Source organism: Flammeovirga aprica JL-4, from assembly GCF_012844305.1.
GTDB classification, from domain to species: Bacteria; Bacteroidota; Bacteroidia; order Cytophagales; family Flammeovirgaceae; genus Flammeovirga; species Flammeovirga aprica.
The window spans coordinates 47,537-66,484 of record NZ_JABANE010000052.1 but is presented as its reverse complement, the minus strand read 5'-3'; the positions used below and the strand labels follow the sequence as shown (position 1 = coordinate 66,484).

Sequence of the window (18,948 nt, the reverse complement as noted above, 5' to 3'; positions counted from 1 at the left end):
GAATTGCATGTTATATTTGAGTCAGACTTGTAATAGATTTTTTGTTGGAACTCAAATTTATGCAAGTTAAAACCCCGAAAAAAGCCTAATTCGACATTTTTCGGGGTCTTTTTTACATTTTATAACAAGTAAATAACTCATTGTTAGTAGATTAAGTATTTACCAGGGTTCCCTAAAAAAAGAGAGGAGAGCTTATTGAATAAGTTCTCCTCTCTTTTTTTGATGATGTGAGATTTTAATGAATAAGTACTCTATCAAAATTAGCTTACACTATTTATCTTTATTTTTTGCGATTATTTCATCTAAAAAACTTTTAATAGAACCACTATTAATGCGTTTTTTAACTTCATACTCACAAAAACTAAATAGAAAACTAGATATAAGTTAATTTCGACAGATTACTTAATTAAAATGCCTTTAGCTTGCTATCTGATGTTTTTTGTCACTCATTATGATAGAAATATTTAATTCTACATCCTCAGCTAGTGTTTCAATGTCTTCATAAAGATCATCATCGTTTTCAAAAACATACCATTTTATTGATATGGATTTGTTTTCATGCGTCCATTCTTTTAGGGACGACAGAATATTAAAAATTCCTTTAGCGGATGCTGTGTTAAAATAGTTCACACCAAAGGTTAAAGAAAAAGCATTGTTCTCCTCCAAATACTCGTTAATCCAATTCGTTACCTCTTTGTACAAGTAAAATGCGTTCTCGTGAAAGGACGCTCCAGTAATTTCTCCTTTACCATTATCTGCATTCAGAAAGATTTGCGGTATCTGCTTATTCTGAGAAGAAGCGTTAATAGATAGATTTTCCATTGAGATAGTTTCGTTAGTCTTACAATCGGAATACACAATTCAATGATTACCATTGATTTATTAACAATGATAACGTAAAACATACACTTATACAATTATTTCTATAAAAATTATAAAAAAATTCAGCTTTTTGTTAATATTTTCCTTAATAATTCTAACCCTTCACTGCCTCCTTTCTCTATCAATTCTATGTTTCTTAAGTCCACATTCTCAGGTATTTTAGGGTCTATAAGGTAAGACTTACAGCGAGAAGGAGTGAAGTGAATTAGATTAGCGGCAGGGTAAACTTGCAATGAAGTCCCTACTACTATAAAGATGTCGCTTTGCTCTGTGATCTCCGCCGCTTTCTCCATTAAAGGGACATCTTCACCAAACCAAACAATGTGAGGTCTAAGCTGACTGCCCTTTTCACATTTGTCACCAATATTAATAACATCACTTTCCATGTCGTACACTAAGCTTTCATCCAATGTGCTTCTTGATTGGAATAGTTGCCCATGCAAGTGTATAATATTGCTAGATCCGGCTCTCTCATGGAGGTTGTCTACATTTTGAGTAATAATCGTGACATCATAATCTTTTTCTAACTCCGCTAAAATTAGGTGTCCTTGATTGGGTTCTGCTTTTCTAGCTGCTTTTCTTCTTTCATTATAAAAATGAAGTACTAATTCTCTATCTTTTTGCCATCCCTGAGGTGAGGCAACTTCCATAATATCGTGTCCTTCCCAAAGTCCGTCACTGCCTCTAAAAGTAGCAATTCCACTCTCAGCAGATATACCCGCACCAGTCAAAACGGTAATTTTTTTCCTTTTCATGTTGATTTCTCTCTAAACGTTACAAAATAGATGTGCTTTTCTCATCTAAAGAAAGTAATATTGTCAGAACTTTTTACAGAATATAATTAATTTAACAATGAAAGCTTGGATTCAGGCCTTTAGATTACGAACACTTCCACTGGCATTGTCAAGTATAATACTTGGCAGTTTGTTAGCGTATAAGCAACTTGAAGAATATTTCAGCTATGAGATAGTGGGTTTGTGTGTTCTAACTACAATATTTTTACAAATACTATCCAACTTAGCCAATGACTATGGAGATTCAGTTCATGGAGCTGATCACGAGGAAAGAGAAGGGCCTTCTAGAGCGGTGCAATCAGGGGCGATTTCATTGGGAGCCATGAAAACGGCAATGATCCTTTTCAGTGTCCTTTCTTTAGTCTCAGGATTATCCCTTTTATATATAAGTTTAACTTCTTGGACAGAGTTCTTTTATTTTCTTGGATTAGGAGTACTGTCAATTATAGCGGCAATCACATACACTGCGGGGAAAAAGCCTTATGGGTATGCAGGTCTTGGTGATTTGAGCGTTTATATATTCTTTGGATTAGTAGGAGTAATAGGAAGTTATTATTTACAAGTGAAAGAATTAGATCTATTATTGCTGTTCCCTGCATCAGCTTGTGGTTTACTTGCTGTAGCGGTATTAAACGTTAATAATATTAGAGATATAGAATCAGATATAAAAGCAGGAAAGAAATCAGTGCCTGTGAGAATAGGAAGAAAGTGGGCGGTTTTGTATCACTGGACTCTTTTATTTTCAGCAATGTTGTTGGGTTTGATTTATGTGTCTCAAACTTTTGAATCGCCGTTACAGTGGTTATTTGTGCTGACTTTCCCATTATTGAGAAATAACGGTATGGCCGTAACTAAATTGACACAGCCTGCTGAGCTTGATCCTTATTTAAAACAAATGGCAATGTCTTCATTATTGTTTTCAGTAACATTTGGTGTAGGGCAGATTCTTCCATTATTTGTTGATTTAAGTTTCTTGATGGGAGGTTGAATTTAATAGAGTTTAGGAAATAAAAAAGCGAGATGAATGTATTTGATATTCATCTCGCTTTTTTATGTATTGAGGATTCGGAAGCTGTTAAGCTGATTCTGAATCTATATTATTCTTGCTTCTTCTTTCTGAATCTTGAGTGATCAAAAAGTCTCTCGCCATTATAGTTCTTATTCAATACTTGAGAGCCGTCCCAAAGGATTTTAATCTGATCCGCTTGCTTCACAGGGTCCCTTGGCATAGGATCAGGTAAGTCAGTTCTCATTCTGATTCTTTCAAGGAGTTCTTCCCTTGGAGGCATTTCATCAAACCTATTCTTGAATCCAGGTAAGTACATGTCTGGCTTCTGAATTTTACTTGGAGGCAGTACGTTTGAATTGTGCTTCGCATTATAGATAATGTTCTCCACTTCGTTGTTCTCTATAAAATAAAGTGACATGGAAGGACAGGAAGATTTATTCAAGGCGTAAATATGCCTTTTGTCATCTGTCAATTGGAAGAACCTTGTCATACCATTACCTTTTACATCTACCTTGTAAAGTTCATTGTTCTCAAAGTGAGCAATGATTTTCTTACCCTTTACTTGGTTGAAGTTTTGAATAGTATCTTCAGAGATGATAAATCCATTTCTATTCAAATAAAGTCTTTCCACGCCTTTAGAAGTGATGTCAGTTCTAATCGTTGTGGCTGTCATTTGTGACTTCTGTGCCCAGATTCTAGGGTCATCATAGAAATAGATCATTGAGTCATTGTAGAAGTAAACCAATGAATCACATCTTGATTTCATGTCATAAGACCACATTGATACATTATGATAGGCGTATAAAGTGTTTTCCTGAGTGGTTGTATCATTAATAGAGTGAAGCGTATCTGCTGCTAAATAATACATGTCCATCCAGTTGCCCTTAATAGGTTTAGACATCAAAGCATCACCATAAGCAAAAGTAGAACTGTCTTTATGGATAACGACATCTGCGTAAATCATTGCCGTATCTTGCTTACTAAAGAAAACTACATTACCAAATGCTTGACTATCACCGGTATCTTTATTAGTGTCAATTTTATCACCAATTAAGATATACTTTTCATTTTCAACTACAGCAGAACCTTCGAAGTGTACCATGCCGTTCTCATTATTATAAGTACCTGCATTAGCAATGACATCACCATCTTTACTTGTGATGGTCGTTCTTGTGTTGAAAGTGGATATTTTAGTTTCTCTATCGTAGATCAATTTCTCAGTTTCTAGGTGCTGTACCTTTACTGAATCATCCATGACCACGTTTTTGATAAAGATCAATTCTTTCTTTTGGAGATAACCTTCTGTTGACGTTAAGACCATTGTCTCTTGTACAACTTTACCTCCTGTTAAATATTTAGCTTCTTTAGTGGAAGTGTAGTAATAAAGCTTATCGGTAGTCAACGTAACATCTTCATCGACTAATTTTACAATTCTACCCGTAATGATTACCTCGCCTTTTGTTTTTCTGTAGTCAAGCTTATCACCGTATATTTTTGTTTTTTTATCGACAACAATAACATTACCCGTTGCTACTACATCTTCAGTTTTACTGTTTTGACGTGCTTCATCGCAATAAATAGTTGTTGATTGTTGAGTTAGTACCACCCTTTTTCCCGGAGCACTGTAGAATACTCTATATCCCGGTATACCTTTAGATCTAGCAGCTTTTATCCTAACTTTATCTTCTTGCTGTCCATAAGATTGAAAACTTTGGAGTAAGGAGATAAAAATAAAAATGCTAAATAAAATCTGTTTCTTCATTGTATTTTTGCTGCTTAAAAATGTGATCACGTTCTAGTGAGAGATTGAATCTCCAAGTAAAAGTGATGACCTTTGCTTTGTAGACTTTTGAGTAAACATTACAAGAATGCAAATTTATCCTAGTTGCGTCTAAAAACAATATTTCATGTACTTTTAATGGAAAAATATTTGTAATTAATTTGACTCCAAGCTGTAAAATTTAAGTTAGCCGAATAAAATACTTGTATATGATAGACATTCACAAAACATATAATGACCAATTTTTAACTTTTCTTAATCGAATAGAGGTCAGAATCACTGAAAATAAACTTTTGTTAGCGTTTAGCGGAGGGGTGGATTCTGTAGCATTAGCCTTGTTTTTGAAGTATAATAATGTTGATTTTGCTTTAGCACACATGAATTTTCAGTTGAGAGGTGAGGATTCTAATGAAGATGAAAGTTTTGCGAGAAGTTTTGCTGAAAGAATTGGAGTGCCTATTTATATTAAAAAAGTAGATACGAATAAAGAGGTGGAGGAAAGCAATCAATCAGTGCAAATGGTGGCTAGAAAATTAAGGTACGATTGGTTTCAAGAAATTCTAAATGAAAATAACTATGACTTCATCGCTACTGCTCATCATAAATCAGATCATTTGGAAACTATTCTCTTTAATTTAACGAAAGGGACAGGAATAGAGGGCTTGCACGGAATATTACCAAAACGAGGAAATATAGTGAGGCCACTTTTATTTCTAACAAAAGAAGAAATAGTACAAATTGTCACCGAAAATAAATGGAAGTGGAGAGAAGATAAATCGAATCAGTCAACAAAGTACGCTAGAAATAAGCTGAGGCATCAAGTAATTCCTATATTAAAAGAAATAAATCCTTCCGTTGAGAAAACAATTCAATTATCATCAGAGTTGTTTTATAAAGTCGAGCAAAACCTGTTTAATCAGTTGGAATCCTTCAAAAAGAAATATGTAAAAACAGAAAATGAAGAGATTTTAATTGATATTAGAGAGGTGAAGGCAGTAGATGAAATACTATTGTATTATTTTCTAAAGCCGTATCAGTTTGACTTTGTAACTGTGCAGGATTTGTATAGAAATAAAGACAAATCATCTTTAATCTATTACTCTGCCAATAACGTAATGGCTTTACATACAACCCAAAATGTTGCAATTCTGAAAGAAGAAGTCAAAAAAGCAAAGGAGTTTGATGTAGCTACTAATATTACAAATGATGAAAAAGAGTTTTTTTATAATGATAATAAAATTTCAGTTTCAAAAATAGTCGTCAATAATAGGGCTGAGGCAGTAGCTGAAACATTACTCATCACAGAAGATAGATTTCCTCTGACAATCAGAAAAGTAATGAAGGGAGATAGGATAAAACCTTTTGGGATGAAGAGTGGAAGCAAAAAAGTTTTCGACTTGCTGCAAGACGAAAAAATACCTCAGTACCTCAGGAGTGAGATTTTGGTTTTAGAATCACATGATGGAGAAATATTAAGTGTTTTGGGAATTAGGAATTCAGAAAGTTTGAGAATAAGGAATTTTCCTTGCAAATTGATGAAGATTTCTATAGAAAAGCATTAATACTAGATATACGTTCATGTTTAATATCTTCAAAAAGACATATAACCACGAAGAAAGAACACTTTTCGATTTTATGAGAAGAGGAGTTCTATTTTCTAAACTTTCTGATGACGAACTTTCCAAATTCACTCCTCATTTACACCTAAGACACTACACCAAAGGGGAGGTGATATTTTTTAGAGATGACCCAAGTCAAGCACTCTACCTTATATCAAGAGGTATCGTGACGTTGAATATAGATATTGAAGATAAGTTTGAAGATTTAGTTCACCTAAAGGCAACAGACACTTTTGGTGATAACGCAATTCTGGAAGGTACTAACCGACCTTATAATGCTGTTTGTTTTTCAGATCACGCCGATGTTTATGTTATTCCTCAGGCAGTAATTCATAATATTTTTGAGGAAAACAATAAAATCAAAGCGAAGATGATGACAAGCATGGCGGAGATATACGACAGATTTACAGCACATTTGTTCCGTGCATATAAAGAATCATTTGGATTTTTTGATCTTGGAAGAGCATTTATGCCATTTTAAGATGAATTTAATCACAAATAAAACATGACAAATGTCATATAAATCAGATGTTTTTTATATTTTTGCGTTACAACCTATGATTTGATCTTTGTTCCTTATTAATAAAGGTTAATTGATATTTAGTATGAACAGCAGAAATACAACAAACAACGGAGCACTCTACAGAAGATTTGGAGTAATTACTGTATACGCAGTTTTTTTCTTGATCCTAGTAGGAGGGATAGTGAGAAGTACGGGGTCTGGAATGGGATGTCCTGATTGGCCGAAATGTTTTGGTACATGGGTGCCACCTACAGATGTGAGTCAGCTTCCGGAAGATTATAAGACAGTTTTTGCGGTTCAAGGCAGAGAGATAGCAGATTTTTCACCTGTAAAAACATGGATTGAGTATGTCAATCGCTTGGTCGGAGTTTTAATTGGATTCTTTGTATTCCTTACTTTAGTTTTTTCATTCTCTTATAGAAAGGAAGACCCAATAGTGACATGGTGCTCTTTTACAGCATTTGTATTAGTTGGATTTGAAGGGTGGTTAGGTTCAAAGGTAGTATCTTCTGATCTACATCCTGTTCTTATCACACTGCACATGCTAGTGGCACTTATTATAGTCGGTGTGTTGATTTATGCTGTGGCTAGATCACATAAAAAAGAATTGACTTACAAAGATCCTCACAATATCAAGACGATCAACAAGTGGCTATTTGGCATTTTGATGTTGTCTTTCCTTCAAATTATTTTAGGAACACAAGTGAGGGAGTCAGTTGACATCGTTGCAAAAAGTTTTGACGAACAGCAAAGAGAATTATGGATCGATCAATTAGGATGGACGTTTCTTGTACACAGATCGTTCTCAATTTTAGTATTGATCCTCAATATTGTCTTTGTAAAACATATATTCACTGGCACTGAAGCCAATCACCCATCACGATTCTGGTCAAAAGTAATGTTAGGCCTATTCGGAATTGTGATCGCATCGGGAGCAATAATGGGACATTTTGCCATTCCTGCTTTTCTTCAGCCAGTTCATTTACTCTTAGGGTCACTGATAGTAGGATGTCAGTTCTACATCGCGCTGTTAGTGAATCACTCAAAAGTTCTGGAGAACACTATAGCTCATGACAATAAGACATTCAAACAAAAAAACGCAACAGCATAATATGTTAGTAGCAGAAGTACAAGAAAAAGAGCAGTTGATAACACCGAGGAAGAGTCGGGCGAAAGATTTCTATGACCTGTTGAAAGTAAGACTTACAATGGTTGTCGTCTTTTCTGGCATCTTCGGTTATTTGTTGGGAACAAAAGAGGCTTCTGCTATAGAGCTGATCGCTTTGACTATTGGTAGCTTTCTGATCACAGGTTCGGCGAACACCATCAATCAGATTCTTGAGAAAGAATATGATAAGATGATGAAAAGAACCATGAACAGACCACTTCCATTAGGTATCATCACTAGAAAAGAAGCGGCTATTTATGCAATTGTATTGGCAGTAGTAGGAGGTGCGGTAATGTTTACTTTTCTGAATACTTTTTCAACATTGCTTTCATTGCTCTCATTAGTGTTATATGCATTTGTATATACGCCGTTGAAAAGAATAACACCCCTTTCAGTACTCGTTGGAGCATTTCCGGGAGGCTTCCCGCCAATGATAGGCTGGGTAGCGGCAACAGGATTTGTAGGTATTGAAGGACTGATTTTATTTGCAATCCAATTCATGTGGCAGTTCCCTCACTTCTGGGCAATTGCCTGGGTGGCAGATAAAGACTACAAAAAAGCAGGTTTCAAAATGTTGCCATTCAATGGCGATAAAGATGTCAATACAGCGATTCAGATTTCGATTTATACAATGTTCTTATTGCCAATGGGTTTTCTGCCTACACAGTTTGGTATAACAGGTTATATTTCAGGAATTATCGCCGCATTAGCCGGAGCAGGATTTTTATTCCAGACGTTCGGTCTAATAAAAGAAAAAACAGATAAGGCAGCGTTGAAGATTATGTTCTCCTCCTTTATCTATTTACCCATTGTTCAAATTGTATATTTAATAGATAAGATTTAAGAAATTATGTCGGCAGTAAATACACCCAAGCGCCCTTTAAGCATGCATCCAAAGAAATTTGCGATGTGGTTATTCATCGTGAGTGTAGTGATGATTTTTGCGGCGCTTACTAGTGCTTATATCGTAAGACAAGCGGAAGGAAACTGGTATATGTTTGAATTGCCAAACATTTTGTATGCAAGTACAGTTGTAATACTAGTCAGTAGTTTGACAATGCACTGGGCCTATCTAGGAGCGAAGAAGGATAACATGTCACAATTGAAAAGTGCCATTACTTTGACTTCAATATTAGGCTTCGTTTTCTTATTTCTTCAAGTGAAAGGCTGGGGAGAATTAGTAGACATCAATGTGTATTTTGTAGGTAATCCTTCAGGCTCTTTTGTATATGTACTTACAGGATTGCATGGAGTTCACATTATAAGTGGTATTATATATTTGGCAATTATTCTTGTAGAATCATATAGAAATAAAATTAATTCGTCCTCTATTGTAAGAATGGAGATGTGTGCTAACTATTGGCACTTTTTAGGTGGATTATGGGTTTATCTCTTCGTATTTCTACTTTTGAATCGCTAAAGAATGACAATCGTCATAAAAAAATAGCACAAATGTCATCAAATAGTTGTTATTGTTAAAAATCGACTATTTATTTGTGTTAGGAAATATAATTCAAACAGACACTATAAAAATAACTTACAATTTTTTATGTCATCATCTACAACTTTGACAAATCCCGTAGTTACTAAATGGGATGGTGGAGAAAGACCAATGAAAGCAACTTATGGAAAACTGATGATGTGGTTTTTCTTAGTATCGGATGCTTTTACATTCGCGTCTTTATTAATCGCTTACGGTGTGGTTAGATACATGCACCCAGCTTATGAAGGTCCATATTCAGCTTTTGAATTTGCTACAAGTTCAGAAAACTTTTATTGGCCAATTCCGGAAAAGGTATTTAACGCTTTCCCAGGATTGCACGGAGTAGATGCTCCATTGATGTTCGTAGGTTTAATGACATTTATTCTAATCCTTTCTTCTGTAACTATGGTATTGGCTGTAGAAGCAGGTGAAAGAAAATCTAAAGCAGAAGTTGAAAAGTGGATGCTTTGGACGATTGTAGGTGGTATTACTTTCCTTGCTTGTCAAGCTTGGGAATGGTCTCACTTTATCCACGGTACAGACGAGGGTGTTATCAGAGACGGTGTTCAAATCTTTGGTGCGAACTTAAGAGAGAATCAATACGGTCCTCAATTATTCGCTAGTTTCTTCTTCTTTATTACAGGTTTCCACGGTATTCACGTAACAAGTGGTGTTATCATCAATATCGTTATTTTCTACAACGTAGTAATGGGAACTTATGAAGAAAGAGGTACTTATGAGATGATCGAAAAAGGTGGTTTATACTGGCACTTTGTCGATTTAGTATGGGTATTCGTATTTACTTTCTTCTACCTAGTATAAGACCGAAAATTAGATTTACTAACTCTTAAAGAATAAAGAAATGGCACATTTTGATGCTTCAATGACACCTGAGCAAATTAAGGCGGCTAAAATGAAAACTGTAGTGAAAGTAACTGCAATTTTAGCTATCGTCACTATCATTGAATTTATTTTTGCTTTTGCATGGCCTGACGGCAGTAGCAGAACTGTATTAAATATTATCTTCGTTGCTTTAACTCTAGTAAAAGCAGGTTACATTATTTGGGAATTCATGCACTTAGGTCATGAGACAAAACTTTTAAAGTTTGTGATTTTATTCCCATTACTGTTTTTAGTATGGTTATTAGTAGCCCTTTTTGATGAAGGTGGAGCAGTAGTAACTGCTATTCAAAACTGGTAATTCCAATTTTGGGTAATATTATTTAATAATATGGTTTGATTTCTACACCTTTGCAGAAGTCAAACCATATTTACTTTTAGAGCACTTTAATTAATGAATAAACCTAATGCAAAAAAATGGATCTTCCTTTTCGCACTGATCGGAACTCCATTGTTTATTTTCTTCTTCCTTAAAAACTTCGGGACGAACGAATATAGATTAGAATCACCGGAAGAACTTCAAGTGTATAACTTAAAGTCTGTGAATTGTACACCTAATGAGATCAATGGAGTACATCGCATTCCATCTTTTGATTTTCTAAATCAAGATAGCGTTCGTTTTACAAATAGAAACTTGGAAGGAAAAGTGTATGTAGCGGATTTCTTCTTTACTTCTTGTCCTGATATTTGCAAGGCAATGACCTCAGGTTTATTAAGAGTACAAGAGCGCTTTAAGAATGAGCCCAAAGTAGAATTATTATCTTTTTCTATTGACCCCAATTACGATACGCCGAAGGTGCTGAAAGATTATGCATCAAAATATAAAATTGATACAAATAAGTGGAACCTTCTAACGGGTGATAAACAAACAATAATGGATTTAGGGCAATGTGGTTTTTATATCACTGCAAAAGAAGAAGCACTAGGTCAAAGTACATCTTTATCTCATTCTGATAAACTGATTCTTGTAGATACAGAAGGAAGAATCAGAGGTTTTTACAGTGGTACAGACCAAGAGGATGTGAAGAGATTATTAACCGAGATATCAATACTATTAACAGAAAAATAATGGAACACGCATTAACAAACAAAAACGACAAACTGCCAATGATCGTCATTGGAGTGGTGTCTGTTTTAATACCTATCGTTGTAGCATTACTACTTTTTATACCTCAAACGGGTAAATTAGGTGACCTTGACGTTTCCTTTTTACCACACCTCAATGCAGTGATCAATTTCTCTTGCGCTGTAGTGCTCTTGCTAGGAGCCTATTTTGCAAAGCAGAGAAAATTGGAATTGCATAAACTTATGATGTATATAGCCTTTACACTAGGAGCCATTTTTCTAGTATCTTATGTGATTTATCACTTCCAAGGCGGTCACACAGTATTTGGTGATTTGAATGGAGATGGTATTCTATCTGAAGCAGAGAAAGCGGAAGCAGGCTCGTTAAGGACTATCTATATTGTGATCTTATTGTCGCACATTGTATTGTCAGCAGTAGTAGTACCATTTGTACTACTGGCCATCTATTTTGCAATTACAAAGCGTTTAGAATCACACCGTAAAATTGTAAAGTGGACTTTCCCAATCTGGGAATATGTAGCTGTAACAGGCGTAATTGTTTATTTATTAATCAGCCCATACTATGCTTAAGAAAATATTTTTATCGATTACTCTTTCACTGGTAACTACTATCAGCATTTTTGCTCAATGTGCAATGTGTAGAGCTACAGTAGGAAATAATATCAGTGATGGAGCTAGTGCAATTGGAGCAGGTCTGAATAATGGTATTTTATACTTGATGGTGATGCCATATATTATTATTTCTTCCATCGTTTATCTATGGTATAGAAAAACACAGAAAGAAAAGCAGTCGCTCTCTATGTAATTCTGGTTTTACTGGAATGAAAAAACTTCAATAAGGTAGGTCTTATTGAAGTTTTTTTTTGTAGTATTGGGAATTCCAATCCATTTTTTATGACAGCTAAGCAATTTTTTAAAAAGATTTTCGGAGTAAAAAATAAAGTCATCATTGGAGGTGTCTTTATGGTGTTATCAATCATCATTTATCTTGTCAATATTGAGTTTTATAGTGATGAGAAATACGATTCATATGTTCAGGACCGAATTGTAGATTTAAGTAAAAATGCAGATGATGCTATTTACGAGATCAAGCAATCCTTAAAAGGCCAAAAAGGTGAAGACATACAGTTTAAATCTTTATTGTCTGTTGATGGAGAGCCTACTTATATTTTCAAAAGAGGTGAGTTGGTGTATTGGTCTGATAATAACCTGAGGTTGAAATATATTGAAGATAAGCTTTTTAATTATTTTGTTGAGGATGTCCTTAAGAAGGATGATTCCTATTATTATGTCAGAAAATCAAACATCCTGCTCTATAATCAGGATTATGAAATCTTTGTGATAGTGCCTTTGGTAGTGAAGTCAAATTACCAATCTATTATTCTCCCTGATTATGTCAATAAATTCGTTTTTGGAAGTAAAAAACAGCCTAAACTTGCGAAGTTCAAAGTCAATAGCAATTACAGAAACATTCAAACAAAGCTAGATAAATACTTATTCTCTATTGATGTTTCTGATAAAACGATAGTGGAGTTTTTTCCATGGCAATATTTTCTGGTTTCGGTTCTCTTAGCTGTATTTTTTCTGCTTTCATCACTAAGTACATATATCACGGAGAAGATTCGTGAAGGGTATTCTGTTTTTGTGATGCTGTCCATTTTTATCATCGGAGTTGTGTTGCTACATCAAGTAGTACTGGATATTATTAGTAACCCGATGATCAATGATGAGTACAAAATACTAGAACCAATACAAACTTCTTTTGTAGGGTCATGGGATTCAATGGGGGTGATATTATTAGACTTCACTTTTTGCTTATTAATATTCAGGTGGATCTCTAAAAATTTCAGACATTTATTTTCTATACGATCAATTCTCGAGCTAGATTCTAGAGTGAAGATAGGTATAAGTGTATTGATGATTATAGGTTACTTCTTTATTATCAATGGTTTTAAAGGGGTATTTGTCAATGTGTTGGAGATTATCCTCACTTATGAAATAGAGCTGACTTTTTTCGAGATGAGCACGCTGATTTTCTTATCGCAATTAATCGCTTTGATGGGTTTCTTGATGATGGGACTGATAGCACACTTCTTTATGAGACTAATTTGCTGGTGGCTGGATTTCTATGGAAAATCAATTGCTTTACTAATATCAATACTGACCGTTTTTATTCTTCAGTTTTTCTTTGAGCCATTTGATCTTATACTGATCAACTTAGTCGCCATTTTTATAGGCGTTTCTTTAATGATCAAATCACCGAACTACTATGCAAGCGGAAGGTTTCCAGCGATTATGTATCTTATTTCACATATAGTGCTTTTCTCCACTATGGGTGCAATTGTTATCGAAGGCGTTCAGACTAAAAAAGATGAGAACTTTAAGCAACAGTTCGCATTAAAATTGATGGATAATGATGATTTCGTGAAAACCCTATTGGAGAAAACGATCGCTCAAATTGAAGAGGATAATAGTGTGATTGATGCAATGGCATTCCTTAATAAGCCTTATGGTATCGAAGTCTCCAAAAACATTAAACTCGAATTAGTTGAATGGCTAGGCAATAGATTTGATATCAAAGTGAATATGCTTTTTGATAACGGTGAAAATGTTTCGGGTGAATATGATTACGATCAATTGTTGAATACGTTTAAGGAAAATAATGATGAAGAAGTAAAATTAGGTTTGAATACTAAAATGGACCTTCAGAAAGGTACCTACAGTTATCTTTGTAATATACCTATCATCGATAAGTTTGAATCCACTGATACATTGGGTTATTGTCTGATCGAACTTTATCAAAAATCAATTGGCGGTAAATACTTTAGGTCTACGCTATTGGATGAAGATTTTATCATTGGAAATTCACAAGAGGATTATTCATATGCTATTTTCTTTAAAGGAGAATTGATATTCAGTGCGGGTGATTATAATTACTCTAATAATTTCCTTGAAGAATCTTTTAAAGAGGGAACGATTTATCTATTGTCCAATGTGAAATTCAATGGTTATGAACACTTATTATTGCCAAATACAAACAATAGGATTGTAGTTATTTCGTCCAAAGAATTCAATTATCTCAACTATTTTAAGGCATTTTCGACTTATTTCACCGTATTGGTATTTATTGTTTTCTTTACTTTTAACCTGACCAATTACCTCAGAAACCCTTCAGAATATTCTAGAAGTTTCACTACCAAAGTACAGATTTACCTCAACCTATCCATTTTCTTTCCCATCTTTTTATTGGCGATTGTAATGGGTTCAGTCATGGTAACTACTACTAAGATGGAAGTCGAAAGGCAGTATCTTGAAAAAGCTCAGATTGTGGCAAGTAACCTCTTTAAGAATCATGAGCTTTCTAAAAATTATACAGAAAATGATGCGATAAAGCTTGATGTTTTCATTGAAGAGTTGTCTGATATTATGCAAGCTGATATCCGTTTTTATAACAAGCAAGGGATTCTTCAGTCTGCATCCGATAATGAAATCTTTGATGAGAAAATTCTTTCAGATGAAATTAACCCTCAAGCTTATGTTGGGATTGTAGAGGAAAAGAAAACGAGGGTAGTGTTGAAAGAACAGATAGGAACTTTAGAATACAACACTTCTTATATTGGTGTAAAAGCATTTAATACGGGTAAAGTAATGGGTATTGTCAGTATCCCTTTCTTTAAATCTTTAAACCGATTGGATGATAGATCGCTTGAGGTAATTACAACGATCATGATGATATTTACCATCTTGTTCCTGACATTACTGCCAATAGTACACTACGCTGCACAAGGACTTTTAAGCCCGATTAAGTTGATCATACCAGAATTGAACCGAATCACTCTGAGTAAGAAAAACGAGCCGATTCATTACACAGCACATGATGAATTTGGTCAGTTAGTAGGGGAGTATAATAAAATGCTTGCCAAGCTGGAGGAATCTAAAAAGGAACTGGAACAAAGTCAGAGAGAAAGTGCGTGGAGAGACGTTGCAAAACAAGTAGCACACGAGATCAAGAACCCGTTGACGCCAATGAAATTATATTTGCAGCAATTGGAAAGAGTAGCACAGAATGATGATAATCCAAAATTGATGAAAGCTACCAAAATGCTGATCAATCAAGTGGATACCCTGAGTGGTATTGTTACTTCCTTCTCATCTTTTGCAACGATGCCTGTTCCTAAGCGTGAAGAATTTAATTTGTCAAAAGTTATTCAGCAAACCATTCTATTGCATTCTAGTAAGTCGAATATTCACTTCTCAAACACACAAGTGGGTGCAGATGTGATTGTAGAAGGTGATGAAAAATTGACAGCAAGAATATTAAGCAACCTGATCTTGAACGGTATTCAAGCCATAGATGATGACAAAGAATCAAAAATAATTTTAGACCTCTACGAAAATGGAGAAAAAGCCATCGTTACAGTGATTGATAATGGCAAAGGAATTCCAGAAGATGTACAGAATAAAGTGTTCGTACCTAACTTCACGACCAAAGAAACGGGATCAGGGATTGGTTTGGCCGTTGCAAAAAGGGGGATTGAACAGATGGGAGGTAGTATATGGTTTGAAACTACAGAAGGTGACGGTACTTCATTCTTCGTAGAGTTCTTGATGGTATAAAATTACAATTTTAGAAACTTACACTGATACCGGGACCAATCATCCAGAAAAAGGTGTCTGCCTTTAGGAAATAACCAAATCCAACATATAATGGTAGGGATAGTTTTCGGCCAGGCCGTTGTAAGGGATGGACACTTCCAAGTGCTACAATTCCCAAATCTCGGTCAATATCGGTATTGTCGCTAAGGTTAAATGCATTAAGTGCAATAGAACCCACACCAATACGGTAAGGTCTCACTTTGCCAATTGTTCCAGGTTTAAAGAACTTAAATTGAGCAATTGCAGAGATACTAATACCGCTGATACCAGATGAAATGTCGTCTTCATTTGTTTTTTTAACAAGCAAACCTGCAGGGAATGAAAGTTCTACATCAAACTGAGATTTTCGTGCAGCGTATATTTCAATTTTCTTAGTATGGACTTGCTCTGTGTATTTATCCTTTTGGTGTTTGATGTAAATTTCAATTTTTGACCAGTCCTGCAATCTGTGAGTCTTGATTCCTAGATATTTATTGAGTGTTATGAGCGGATCTGTACAATTATTTTTCTCGTAATTATGATATCTTGGAGAAGAGCTTCCAGGGCAGATTACAATATTTTCATCTTTAGCAATTTCAACAAGCTGACCGGCAGGGCCAATAACTCGTACATCTAATGTGATATATTGCTTACCATATAAAAGTCCGTCATCAATCCAATCAGGGTTGAATCGGAGAATTACATCCGTCATGGCTTTAAAATAAAAGATTGGCTTCTCTATTTCAGATACCAGTTTTGGAGCATTACCATAATCGATCGTTACAAAATCAAAGTTTCTAGGAGATTGCTTTTCCTTTACTTTCAGTGAATGTCCTGTAAACTCATCCCCGTTAAAGATCTTCAATTCTTTTCGGTTAATGTTAATAGGAATTGAAATCTGCATGGTTTGCATATCTTTTGTGATGTTGACCGAGTCAATGCTTAAATTTCTCAATCCATCAAACATATAACGAGCATGTTGCATTTGTTCTCCTTCAAATTTGATGGCAACAGTTTCTCCAGGATAAACATTTAAATTGTCCGTCCAGTTTTTACCCGCGTGCAATACTTGAATGCTTTTGATGATGGTTTTTGAGATTATGCTAAAGTTGGTGATAAATGCAGGGTCATCACCATCTTTGATATAAAGATAACCGTCTTGAAAGTTATGATAGTCATAAACTCTCAAAGAACACATTGTACGGTTGTTACTTAAATTATTTTTAGTAAATAGCTCAGCAACCAATTTTCCACCTTTTTCTTCCTGTGCTTCAATTCGATAGGTCTTGTTCAGCAATAACTTTCTATTTTGCTGTATTTGAATTTCAACACCATCCTGACCATGTTCTTCTGCATCATAAACTACCTCACTTTTATCAGTAGAGAGGAATGTCAGACGAGGAGCTTTTACAGTAAACCTTAGATTAAGAGGAAGTGTTTCATATTGAGGTTGACCAAAAAGGAAATTGGGAGCAAAAGTTTCCAAAGCTATTTCAGTAGAGAATGTATTCAAAGATTTTGGTAATACCCCTAGAAAAATTCGATTCTCTCTCCTTGAAACTCTCCATGACATAAACTCCTGCTCATGCCAAATATTATCCACCCTTATATTCATGGGGTGATTGGTCAATATTTCGTATTCTTTTTCTTCTCCAATATAAAGCTCTCGGATCTCACTGCCTTTTTTATCAATGACTTCAATACTAGTATTTGTAAAAGGCATTAATTGTTGTTCGTAGGGGAGTTCCTTGCCATCTGCTGTCCATAAAGCAATAATGATAGACGGACGGAGAGTGGTAGTGGCTTTATTGAATTGAATTCGGAATTTATAGATGTTGTCAGCAACAGGCAGAGGATAATCTACAACCTTGATTTCAGATGTAGGTATTAATTTCAAATCAACAATATTGTCATCATTTTTAAGGTAAACTCTTACTTCAAAAACTTGATCAATACTATTAAAATGGAAAGGTAATGTTTTCTCATTTCTCCTTTTTCGGTTTAAAATAATACCATGTGAAGTGAGATTTGTAATTGTGGTATCACTAATAATCTCAATATCTTTAATGTAATGATTTACTTTTTGAGCGTAAACATCCTCTCCCAAACAAGAAAAAAATAGTAAAGCGAATATGAAAAAAATCCTTTGTGAGTTATTCATGCTATTTAACTTATAAGCGCTAAAGTTACATTAAAGAAGCAATTTATTACAATATACAAAAAAGAATGAGCGGTTGAATTCTTGATTTTAAAGAATCCTTTAGTAATTTAACATGACTTTAAATACGAAAAAATTAAACTAACGAACTTTTCTATGCAAAAATCAACAATTGAAGAAATTCAGGAGCGATTTGATAATGATGTTGAACGCTTCTCAAATTTAGAAACAGGCCAAGTTTCAACTATTGATGCTACCAATAGTTTGGAACTGATTACTGAGGCTGCTAAAAGTGTAAATATTGATGCAAAAGAGCTCTTAGATATCGGCTGTGGGGCCGGTAATTACTCACTTAAAATGTTGACAAAAATCCCTGATCTCAATTGTACCCTTGTTGACTTAAGCTCGCCGATGCTTGAAAGGGCACAAGAAAGAGTAAGTCAGGAAACAAATGGAAATGTAACAACGCTACAGGGAGATATCCGAAAAGTAAATCTTGAAGAAGGGAAATTTGATATTATTCTTGCAGGTGCAGTATTACATCATTTGAGAGATGATAATGACTGGGAAGAGACATTTACGAAGCTTTTTAAATTACTGAAAAAAGGTGGGTGTCTGATGATTTCAGATTTAGTCCTTCAAGAAAATCCTGCTGTAAATGCTATTATTTGGGAGAAATATGGATCTTACTTGGAAAGTGTTGGAGGTGTGGAGTATAGAGAAAAAGTGTTAGATTATATTGAAAAAGAAGATTCACCACGATCTATTACTTATCAATTGGAATTGATGAAAAAGATTGGTTTCTCTTCTACTGAAATCCTGCATAAAAATTTATGCTTTGGAGCATTTGGAGGAATAAAATAAGAGTATGTTTGAAACATGCTCTAATGAAACCGAAGTGTTGGTTTAAG

Annotated in this window: 17 protein-coding genes; 13 read left to right on the top strand and 4 right to left on the bottom strand. The window is 34.7% G+C overall.

All coding sequences use genetic code 11. The features are described 5' to 3' along the window. Positions 1-417: 417 nt before the first annotated feature. Complete coding sequence (locus tag HHU12_RS18575) at positions 418-822, bottom strand: DUF1987 domain-containing protein (RefSeq protein WP_169658236.1); 405 nt, start codon at positions 820-822, stop codon at positions 418-420. 122 nt (positions 823-944) lie between these two features. Then, positions 945-1,637, bottom strand: a complete 693-nt coding sequence (locus HHU12_RS18570; RefSeq protein ID WP_169658235.1) for an SIR2 family NAD-dependent protein deacylase — start codon at positions 1,635-1,637, stop codon at positions 945-947. Between the two features lie 97 nt (positions 1,638-1,734). On the opposite strand from HHU12_RS18570, the gene HHU12_RS18565 reads away from it, so the two are divergent. Further along, positions 1,735-2,664 carry a 1,4-dihydroxy-2-naphthoate polyprenyltransferase gene (locus HHU12_RS18565; RefSeq protein WP_169658234.1) on the top strand — a complete coding sequence of 310 codons (930 nt, stop codon included), beginning with the start codon at positions 1,735-1,737 and terminating at the stop codon, positions 2,662-2,664. 109 nt (positions 2,665-2,773) lie between these two features. On the opposite strand, the gene HHU12_RS18560 is transcribed toward HHU12_RS18565, so the two are convergent. Next, a complete protein-coding gene (locus tag HHU12_RS18560; RefSeq protein WP_169658233.1) occupies positions 2,774-4,447 on the bottom strand; it encodes an OstA-like protein in 1,674 nt (557 codons plus the stop codon). Positions 4,448-4,674: 227 nt separating this feature from the next. Here HHU12_RS18560 and tilS point away from each other — a divergent pair, with 227 nt between their 5' ends. The 11 genes from tilS (at position 4,675) to HHU12_RS18505 (ending at position 15,861) form a co-directional block, all read left to right on the top strand. Next, positions 4,675-6,027 carry a tRNA lysidine(34) synthetase TilS gene (gene tilS, locus HHU12_RS18555; RefSeq protein ID WP_169658232.1) on the top strand — a complete coding sequence of 451 codons (1,353 nt, stop codon included), beginning with the start codon at positions 4,675-4,677 and terminating at the stop codon, positions 6,025-6,027. 16 nt (positions 6,028-6,043) lie between these two features. Continuing rightward, entirely contained in the window at positions 6,044-6,565 is a 522-nt protein-coding gene (locus HHU12_RS18550; protein ID WP_169658231.1) for a Crp/Fnr family transcriptional regulator, read from the top strand. 124 nt (positions 6,566-6,689) lie between these two features. Continuing rightward, positions 6,690-7,718, top strand: a complete 1,029-nt coding sequence (locus tag HHU12_RS18545) for a COX15/CtaA family protein (protein WP_169658230.1) — start codon at positions 6,690-6,692, stop codon at positions 7,716-7,718. Further along, complete coding sequence (cyoE, locus tag HHU12_RS18540) at positions 7,678-8,619, top strand: heme o synthase (RefSeq protein ID WP_240971029.1); 942 nt, start codon at positions 7,678-7,680, stop codon at positions 8,617-8,619. Before HHU12_RS18545 ends, cyoE begins: the two co-directional genes overlap by 41 nt. A gap of 42 nt (positions 8,620-8,661) precedes the next feature. Further along, positions 8,662-9,195 carry a cytochrome c oxidase subunit 3 gene (locus tag HHU12_RS18535; RefSeq protein ID WP_240971026.1) on the top strand — a complete coding sequence of 178 codons (534 nt, stop codon included), beginning with the start codon at positions 8,662-8,664 and terminating at the stop codon, positions 9,193-9,195. Positions 9,196-9,324: 129 nt separating this feature from the next. Beyond that, on the top strand, positions 9,325-10,080 hold the full coding sequence (locus tag HHU12_RS18530) for a cytochrome c oxidase subunit 3 (RefSeq protein WP_169658227.1): 756 nt from the start codon (positions 9,325-9,327) through the stop codon (positions 10,078-10,080). Positions 10,081-10,120: 40 nt separating this feature from the next. Further along, positions 10,121-10,459 (top strand): cytochrome C oxidase subunit IV family protein, encoded by a 339-nt coding sequence (locus HHU12_RS18525; protein WP_169658226.1) that lies wholly within the window; start codon positions 10,121-10,123, stop codon positions 10,457-10,459. A gap of 93 nt (positions 10,460-10,552) precedes the next feature. Further along, positions 10,553-11,227, top strand: a complete 675-nt coding sequence (locus HHU12_RS18520) for an SCO family protein (RefSeq protein WP_169658225.1) — start codon at positions 10,553-10,555, stop codon at positions 11,225-11,227. Continuing rightward, positions 11,227-11,814, top strand: coding sequence for a DUF420 domain-containing protein (locus tag HHU12_RS18515; RefSeq protein WP_169658224.1), 588 nt, complete (start codon positions 11,227-11,229; stop codon positions 11,812-11,814). The genes HHU12_RS18520 and HHU12_RS18515 overlap by 1 nt, the downstream gene beginning before the upstream one ends. Then, positions 11,807-12,049 (top strand): hypothetical protein, encoded by a 243-nt coding sequence (locus HHU12_RS18510; protein WP_169658223.1) that lies wholly within the window; start codon positions 11,807-11,809, stop codon positions 12,047-12,049. The genes HHU12_RS18515 and HHU12_RS18510 overlap by 8 nt, the downstream gene beginning before the upstream one ends. Positions 12,050-12,138: 89 nt before the next feature. Next, complete coding sequence (locus HHU12_RS18505) at positions 12,139-15,861, top strand: sensor histidine kinase (RefSeq protein ID WP_169658222.1); 3,723 nt, start codon at positions 12,139-12,141, stop codon at positions 15,859-15,861. A 10-nt stretch (positions 15,862-15,871) separates the two neighbouring features. Here the strand turns inward: HHU12_RS18505 and HHU12_RS18500 are convergent, their stop codons facing one another. After that, a complete protein-coding gene (locus tag HHU12_RS18500) occupies positions 15,872-18,040 on the bottom strand; it encodes a hypothetical protein (protein ID WP_169658221.1) in 2,169 nt (722 codons plus the stop codon). A 153-nt stretch (positions 18,041-18,193) separates the two neighbouring features. On the opposite strand from HHU12_RS18500, the gene HHU12_RS18495 reads away from it, so the two are divergent. Further along, positions 18,194-18,901 (top strand): class I SAM-dependent methyltransferase, encoded by a 708-nt coding sequence (locus tag HHU12_RS18495; protein ID WP_169658220.1) that lies wholly within the window; start codon positions 18,194-18,196, stop codon positions 18,899-18,901. Positions 18,902-18,948: the final 47 nt, after the last annotated feature.

Coding starts and splice junctions, on each gene's coding strand:
- HHU12_RS18575 (WP_169658236.1), bottom strand. CDS start 822: ATGGAAAATCTATCTATTAACGCTTCTTCTCAGAATAAGCAGATACCG.
- HHU12_RS18570 (WP_169658235.1), bottom strand. CDS start 1,637: ATGAAAAGGAAAAAAATTACCGTTTTGACTGGTGCGGGTATATCTGCT.
- HHU12_RS18565 (WP_169658234.1), top strand. CDS start 1,735: ATGAAAGCTTGGATTCAGGCCTTTAGATTACGAACACTTCCACTGGCA.
- HHU12_RS18560 (WP_169658233.1), bottom strand. CDS start 4,447: ATGAAGAAACAGATTTTATTTAGCATTTTTATTTTTATCTCCTTACTC.
- tilS (WP_169658232.1), top strand. CDS start 4,675: ATGATAGACATTCACAAAACATATAATGACCAATTTTTAACTTTTCTT.
- HHU12_RS18550 (WP_169658231.1), top strand. CDS start 6,044: ATGTTTAATATCTTCAAAAAGACATATAACCACGAAGAAAGAACACTT.
- HHU12_RS18545 (WP_169658230.1), top strand. CDS start 6,690: ATGAACAGCAGAAATACAACAAACAACGGAGCACTCTACAGAAGATTT.
- cyoE (WP_240971029.1), top strand. CDS start 7,678: ATGACAATAAGACATTCAAACAAAAAAACGCAACAGCATAATATGTTA.
- HHU12_RS18535 (WP_240971026.1), top strand. CDS start 8,662: ATGCATCCAAAGAAATTTGCGATGTGGTTATTCATCGTGAGTGTAGTG.
- HHU12_RS18530 (WP_169658227.1), top strand. CDS start 9,325: ATGTCATCATCTACAACTTTGACAAATCCCGTAGTTACTAAATGGGAT.
- HHU12_RS18525 (WP_169658226.1), top strand. CDS start 10,121: ATGGCACATTTTGATGCTTCAATGACACCTGAGCAAATTAAGGCGGCT.
- HHU12_RS18520 (WP_169658225.1), top strand. CDS start 10,553: ATGAATAAACCTAATGCAAAAAAATGGATCTTCCTTTTCGCACTGATC.
- HHU12_RS18515 (WP_169658224.1), top strand. CDS start 11,227: ATGGAACACGCATTAACAAACAAAAACGACAAACTGCCAATGATCGTC.
- HHU12_RS18510 (WP_169658223.1), top strand. CDS start 11,807: ATGCTTAAGAAAATATTTTTATCGATTACTCTTTCACTGGTAACTACT.
- HHU12_RS18505 (WP_169658222.1), top strand. CDS start 12,139: ATGACAGCTAAGCAATTTTTTAAAAAGATTTTCGGAGTAAAAAATAAA.
- HHU12_RS18500 (WP_169658221.1), bottom strand. CDS start 18,040: ATGAATAACTCACAAAGGATTTTTTTCATATTCGCTTTACTATTTTTT.
- HHU12_RS18495 (WP_169658220.1), top strand. CDS start 18,194: ATGCAAAAATCAACAATTGAAGAAATTCAGGAGCGATTTGATAATGAT.